This is a genomic window from Novosphingobium sp. (assembly GCF_027486195.1).
Taxonomy (GTDB): domain Bacteria; phylum Pseudomonadota; class Alphaproteobacteria; order Sphingomonadales; family Sphingomonadaceae; genus Novosphingobium.
On record NZ_JAIXPP010000128.1, the window covers coordinates 1 to 5,707 of the forward strand.

At 60.0% G+C, this 5,707-nt stretch carries 5 protein-coding genes; 2 read left to right on the plus strand and 3 right to left on the minus strand.

Annotation, left to right across the window (positions count from 1 at the left end; all coding sequences use genetic code 11):
* The coding region (locus Q0071_RS22000; RefSeq protein ID WP_298174694.1) for a hypothetical protein at nt 1-433 on the plus strand (433 nt) is incomplete at its 5' end.
* A gap of 13 nt (nt 434-446) precedes the next feature.
* Here the strand turns inward: Q0071_RS22000 and Q0071_RS22005 are convergent.
* The 3 genes from Q0071_RS22005 to Q0071_RS22015 all read right to left on the minus strand — a co-directional run bounded on the left by Q0071_RS22005 (nt 447) and on the right by Q0071_RS22015 (nt 4,501).
* Nucleotides 447-749, minus strand: a complete 303-nt coding sequence (locus Q0071_RS22005; RefSeq protein WP_298174696.1) for an antibiotic biosynthesis monooxygenase — start codon at nt 747-749, stop codon at nt 447-449.
* A 71-nt stretch (nt 750-820) separates the two neighbouring features.
* Nucleotides 821-2,014 carry an LLM class flavin-dependent oxidoreductase gene (locus Q0071_RS22010; RefSeq protein ID WP_298174698.1) on the minus strand — a complete coding sequence of 398 codons (1,194 nt, stop codon included), beginning with the start codon at nt 2,012-2,014 and terminating at the stop codon, nt 821-823.
* A gap of 93 nt (nt 2,015-2,107) precedes the next feature.
* Nucleotides 2,108-4,501, minus strand: a complete 2,394-nt coding sequence (locus tag Q0071_RS22015; RefSeq protein ID WP_298174700.1) for a TonB-dependent receptor plug domain-containing protein — start codon at nt 4,499-4,501, stop codon at nt 2,108-2,110.
* A gap of 619 nt (nt 4,502-5,120) precedes the next feature.
* Here Q0071_RS22015 and Q0071_RS22020 point away from each other — a divergent pair.
* A partial coding sequence (locus tag Q0071_RS22020; RefSeq protein ID WP_298174703.1) for an SDR family NAD(P)-dependent oxidoreductase occupies nt 5,121-5,707 on the plus strand: 587 nt, incomplete at its 3' end.

Genomic DNA, 5,707 nt, shown 5'->3' on the forward strand with positions numbered 1-5,707 from the left:
AATGCTCGGCCATGAACCAGCCCCGCTCGCGATCCTCGATTGCGTCGAGTTTGGACTGATGCAGCCGATTGATGGCGCAATCCGTGCAGAAATGTCGATGTTTGCCCACCTGATCCAGCGTCCTGAGCCGCGAAACATGATCCGAACCATGTTCCTGGGCAAGCAGGCCTATGACAAGGCCAGCCGGGAAGGCACGCTTTCGCCGGCGGTGATCGTTGCCAGCGAGGCGATCGCGCGGCTCGTCGTCTCTGCCATGCCCGAGAATCTGGATCTGACCACGGCCCTCCAATCATTGGCACCTGAAATCGGCCAGATGGCGGCGAAACTCTCGCCGGTCGAGATGCTTCAACTTGACCATGCGGTAACGCTTAGCAGTGCAATCCCGGCCTATGTGGGCGGCGCCAGCGGGGTGCTTGAACTGGCTGCTGCTTAAGCGTTCTGCCGAATCAAGCCCCGCCCGCGCCAAGCGCTTTCAGCGTTGCAACTTCGGGCGGCGCGCCAAGATGAGCAAACACGGCTTTGAACACCGCCTTGTCGAGCAACTGGCTGCCCTCGGCATAAACTGCCGCCGATTGCCAGCGCTCGATGAAAATGAAGCGATTGGCATCCGCCTCGTCTTGCAAGAGATCGACCCCGACCACGCCATCAAGCTCGGCAATCCGCTGCGAGAGGTGACCGAGCTCCGCTCGCAAGGCCGAAACGGCGCCTTCCGTTGCCCGCAGCCCATAATGCTTGATGAACAGATCCATGGGCGCGTCTCGCTCTTGCTGCCAATGCGCTGGGCAGAGCCAACCGCTCTGCCCGCAACCTTCCCCTCGGGTCAGGCTTTTGGAGGCAACGCGGCGATGAGTTCGGGCGCGATGTCCTTTTGGCCATGCTCGTCGATATGGCGCTGGATGCGGTCCTGGATGGCGGCACCAATCTGTCCCGCCAGTTCGGGCCGGTTGGCGCGGCATTCGGCTTCCGACACGGCGCGGTTGTCGATCATATCGTCGACTTGCGGCATGACGAAACGGGCAAACATCTCGTAGGAGCGCTTGGTTTCGGTCCAATCGGCCCAGTTGTGGGCAAACAGCACCAGCGTGCCGAACCCGCCCGACTGTGCCTGCAGCCGCTTGATCTGCGCCACGGCGTCGTCGGGCGTGCCGATCACCGCCATGTGCGAGCTCATCAGCGCATCGATGACATCGCCGCCACCCGGAACGATCGGCAAGGCTGCCACGTTGCGCAGGTAGTCGGCCCAGCCTTCGACGCCGAACTCGACCTCTTTGCGGGCCTGTTCACGCGTCGGTGCAATATGCATCGGCGCAACCAATCGCCAGTTCTTGCGATCAATAGTCTTGCCACTGGCTTTGGCCACATCCTCGGCGATGTTCCAGTTGGCCGAGAGCGCATCAAACGCACCACCGGATGTGGCGCCAAACGACAGCATGCCGATCCCGTTGCGCCCCGACGCGCGCGAGCCGGTGGGGGAAACGGTGCTGGCCGCGATCATTTCAATCCCGGGCCGGGAATAGGGGGTCATATGGATGCGCGCGTTGTCGAGCGTGAACCAGTCGGTCTTGGCCGTTACGGTCTCACCGCGCAGCAGACGGACGAGCACGTCAATGCCTTCGTCCATCATGTCGCGCTGCTTGGCGACGGGAATGCCCATCATCTTGGCATCGGAGGCCAGCGAACCTGGCCCCATGCCGAGCATCACACGGCCACGAGTCATGTGATCGAGCTGGCTATAGCGCTCGGCGATCATCAGCGGATGGTGATAGGGTACCGAGGTCACTGCCGAGCCCAGCTTGATGCGCTTGGTCCGCTCGGCCGCTGCCGCGATCATCACTTCGGGGCTGGCGATCAGCTCCCACCCGGCCGAATGGTGCTCGCCATACCACAGCTCGTCAAAGCCAAGGTACTCGAGGTGCTCCGCCAACTCGAGATCGCGCTGCAAGGTCAGCGTCGGGTTCTCGTTCAGCGGATGGTGGGGACCGCAGAAAGCGCCAAAGCGAAGCTTGCCAGACATCGGTGTTCTCCTGGTTGATATCGTTCGACTTTGCCCCGTTGTGTCCGGGGCTTCGTGGGCCGGGCGGATGAGGGAACCCACCCGGCCTTGACCTTAGAACTTGTAGCGCAGCTCGGCCATGAACGTGCGCGGCGCACCCGGAACCACCGTGTTGAACTGGAACAACTCTCCGGTGGCAATACCGCCCACATAGTAGACCTGGTTGAAGGCGTTCTTGAGGTTGGCTGACAGCGACCAACCCGCCTTGGTGTCCGCCAGACCGAGGCGGAAGTTCACCAGCGTATAACCCTTGATATTTGCGCCAGGGCTGCGGTTTCCAGTAGATGCGAACCAGAACAACGACTGAGCATAAAGATCCGACCGCAAGCTGACTTCCATCGAATCACGAACCGGGACCGTCACTTCACCGAACGCCGAGCCCGTCCATTTCGGCGTATCAGGATAAGTCGCGAACGGGACCGGCACGCCGCCACCTATGGAAACGAGATTGTCGGTGAAACGGGCATTGGTGTAGTTCAGCGATCCACCCAAGTTCAGCCAGGATGCGGGCCGGATCGAACCATCAAATTCAAAGCCGGTGATCTTAGAGAACGGAACATTGACGGTTACCGCAGCTGGCGTTGAACCCAGCAGCGTGTAGGCCACGCGCTGCCCGTCCTTGATCCAGTTCTGATATCCAGCCAGATTGAACTGGACTGGAACACCGCCCATCTGGCCGCGATACTTGATACCGATTTCGGCGTCGGTCAGGGTTTCGAGCCCATATTCATTGCCACCAGCGGAACCGAGACCGGGCTTGGGATTCTGGATGCCGTTGTAGCCTCCGTTCTTGTAACTGCGGCGCGAGGCAAGATAGATCAGCAAGTTTGGATTGACCTGATACTGGAGACCGAGTGTCCAGCTGAGATTACCAAAGGACTTGCGCTGATTGAAATCGAACGTCGCCTGGACTGCTGGCGGCTCGTTGAAGGCCGTGTCTGCCGCAAGCGTATCGAACTTGATCTTCTCGTGCGTGTAACGCGCGCCGATCGTCATGCCGAGGCCTTCTAGGCCTGTTGCCTCGCTCAGATCATAGGTGCCCTGCGCATAGCCCGCGATCATGTCGCGCGTGGTCAGCTTGTTGTAGTTGGTCCGCGAAGTGAGCGGGGGGAACTGCAGCAAAAGGCTGGTCGTCACGTTCACGTTGGTTTCGTGGCTGAGGAAGCCGCCGATCACGTAATCGAGATTTCCGCCGAACGCTTTGCCGACCAACTGCAGTTCTTCGGAATACTGCCGCGTGTCGTCGTTCTTGCCGCCATCGCCGTTGTCATCGATGCCGAATGGCGTGCCGTCGATATCGCCCCTGATGCCATTCTGGAGATAGGTGTAGCCGAAGATGTTGCGGATCTTGGTATCCGGCGCGACCTCGAACGAGGTGATGTTGGAGATGATGATGTTGCGGCCGCGATACTCTGCCGGGCCATCAGATTCGATCTGGTAAGGACCACGTGCCTTCTGCGTCGCCAGATACGACGCGAGACCACCGGGATCGAGCTTGGGGTTGGCGGCAGCATAGGCGGCAGCGCAGTTGTTCGTCGTGTCGTTGCAGCCAGCGGCGCCGCCGGTGAACGCGTTGATCAGGAAATTGTACTGCGCCTGATTGCCAAAATTGGTCAGTGCGATGAGCGGAATTAGCCCGGTTGGCTCAAGGCTGTCGATCAACCCGCTCAGGCTGTTGCCGCCGGAATGCAGATAGTCGACCACGAGTTCGTTCTTGATCGTGTCGGAAAGCTTGAAGGTGAGGCTGCCGCGCAGACCATAGCGATCGACATTGCCGGCGCGCGTATTGTTGAACAGGTTGCGCTGATAGCCATCGCGCTTTTCATAGAACCCGGCCACACGAGCGAGCACTCTGTCACCGGCCAGCGGCACGTTGAGTGCGCCTTCAAGCTGATAGGACTTATAGTTGCCGACGCGCCCGCTGAAGTACCCGCCAAAGTTCTCGTCCGGTTTGACCGACGTGAAGAGCACGGCACCGCCAGTTGAATTGCGGCCGAACAGCGTGCCCTGAGGCCCCTTCAGCACCTGCACCGATTGCAGGTCATAGAATGCCGAAGAACCGCCGCCGACACCGTCGAGCTGGATTTCGTTGAAATAGGGCAGAACACCCGGGCGCGTATCGCTGAAGGCATCGAGCGACTGGCCACGCAAGGCATAGTTAAGCTGGTTCGAGTTGTAACCCGCGCGGATGATCAGGCCCGGACTGGCGGCCTGAAGATCGGCTTCGGTAACGATTGCCCGCTTGGCAAGGGCTTCACCGCTGACCACGGAGATGGCCACGGGCGTGCGCTCCAGCGCTTCGGCGCGGCGCTGCGCGGTCACGATGATCTCGCCCGACGGATCGCTAGCAGCTGCCCCGTCTTGCGCCGCCTGAGCGTATGCAGCGGTCGCATTTGCCAGAGCGAGTGCTGTCAACGCGGATGCAATGCCAATCTTATGCTTGGTCATGGAAATCCCCTTCCCTTGAATGCTTCGGATTCTGCCTTTGCCGCCTTGCCCGCCCGGTATGTCGGGCTTGGCAACGGCGTCGGGGATCATTCCCGCCCGAACGGATTTAGTTAGCCAGTTCACTTGATAGATTCGGACCTTGGGCCTGTCAACACTGTAGTTGAAAATCGGCGATCTCCAGCTCGCCACTGTTGCTCTAGCCCAGCATTCCAGCATGAAGTCCGCAACGAGGAGGGTGCCCAAAGTCGGCAAAAGTCATAAATTTTATTGCATTTAATCAATTGCTAAGTGAGATTTCTGGTAAGTCAGAGCGGACGGCGCCAGGGCAAGACCACGGTTCCATAAATGCAATACCCGACCTGCTTCGGCCTGCTGCCGCAGAACAAATGGACCCTCACCCAATGTCGACGGCATTGACATTACACCAGTGAACGATATTCATCGTGGCAGTAGATGGTAAGCGCACATATCGATCGGGCAACAGCGTAGGCATCCGAAAAGTGGGCGTCGAAGCCACGTAGGAACCACCGCTTCTGACCGAGCCGCTCCATCAAACCAATGCGGGATAAACCCGTTGGCCAATCAGGCGAGCAAGCGCCCGGCAAAGTGGAGAGATGTCATGGGTAGATTGTCAGGCAAGGTCGCCATCATCACGGGTGCGTCGCAAGGCATGGGTGAAGCCCACGCAAAGGCCTTTGTTGCCGAAGGCGCCAGCGTGATCCTCACCGACGTAAACGCCGTAGCTGGCGAAGCGCTGGCCGAGGCGCTGGGCAGCCAAGCCATGTTTGTGAAGCACGATGTCGCCAGCGAAGCCGACTGGGCAGAAGTCGTCGCAGCAGGAGAAGCCCGCTTTGGTCGGGTCACCGTGCTGGTCAACAATGCCGGGATCATCGGCACGATCGCCAAGACGGCCGACCTTTCAGCGGCCGATTTTGCGCATGTCTGCGCGGTCAACCAGACTGGCGTGTTTCTGGGCATGCGCGCGGTCCTGCCCTCGATGGTCGCCAGCGGCGGCGGCTCGATCGTGAACATCTCCTCGACCTCGGGCATGATCGCCAATGTCGGCACACCCAATCTCGCCTATGCTGGCAGCAAGTTCGCGGTGCGCGGCATGACCAAGCAGGTTGCCGTCGAATACGGCGACCAGAACATCCGTGCCAATTCGGTCCATCCGGGCTACGTCAAAACCCCGATGATGGTTGCCGC

What these genes read in the sequence shown, in the direction of transcription:
- Q0071_RS22015 (WP_298174700.1), bottom strand. Translation starts at nt 4,501, where the DNA reads ATGACCAAGCATAAGATTGGCATTGCATCCGCGTTGACAGCACTCGCT.
- Q0071_RS22010 (WP_298174698.1), bottom strand. Translation starts at nt 2,014, where the DNA reads ATGTCTGGCAAGCTTCGCTTTGGCGCTTTCTGCGGTCCCCACCATCCG.
- Q0071_RS22005 (WP_298174696.1), bottom strand. Translation starts at nt 749, where the DNA reads ATGGATCTGTTCATCAAGCATTATGGGCTGCGGGCAACGGAAGGCGCC.